Raw genomic sequence first — 278 nt, forward strand, 5'->3', positions numbered from 1 at the left:
TGCTTTGCGATCTCCTGGACGGCAGAGCCCCCGATCTTTGACCATGACCCAGTCTTGCGGGCGGCAATGCTGATACTGCCGTCGCAGCTCCCCGATGAGCCTGTGCCGGAAGACTCGCGTCCCGTGGGGGCCAGCTGTCGCATCTGTGTGCGTCGTGGGTGCGCCGCGCGTCGTGAACCGTCGATCCTGCGGGATGCGGACGGGGCGGAACATGCGCAGATGTAACTGCTGGGTGACAGATGCTTTGGTTCTATGCAAAGATCGCCCCGCACCCGGAG

Annotated in this window: 1 protein-coding gene; it reads left to right on the plus strand. The window is 64.0% G+C overall.

Translation table 11 applies throughout. The features are described from left to right. Nucleotides 1-66 precede the first annotated feature (66 nt). Complete coding sequence (locus tag R2R70_RS19860) at nucleotides 67-225, plus strand: short-chain fatty acyl-CoA regulator family protein (protein ID WP_410978878.1); 159 nt, start codon at nucleotides 67-69, stop codon at nucleotides 223-225. Nucleotides 226-278: the final 53 nt, after the last annotated feature.

This window comes from Cobetia sp. SIMBA_158 (genome assembly GCF_046566945.1).
GTDB lineage: Bacteria > Pseudomonadota > Gammaproteobacteria > Pseudomonadales > Halomonadaceae > Cobetia > Cobetia amphilecti.

Coding starts and splice junctions, on each gene's coding strand:
- R2R70_RS19860 (WP_410978878.1), top strand. CDS start 67: ATGCTGATACTGCCGTCGCAGCTCCCCGATGAGCCTGTGCCGGAAGAC.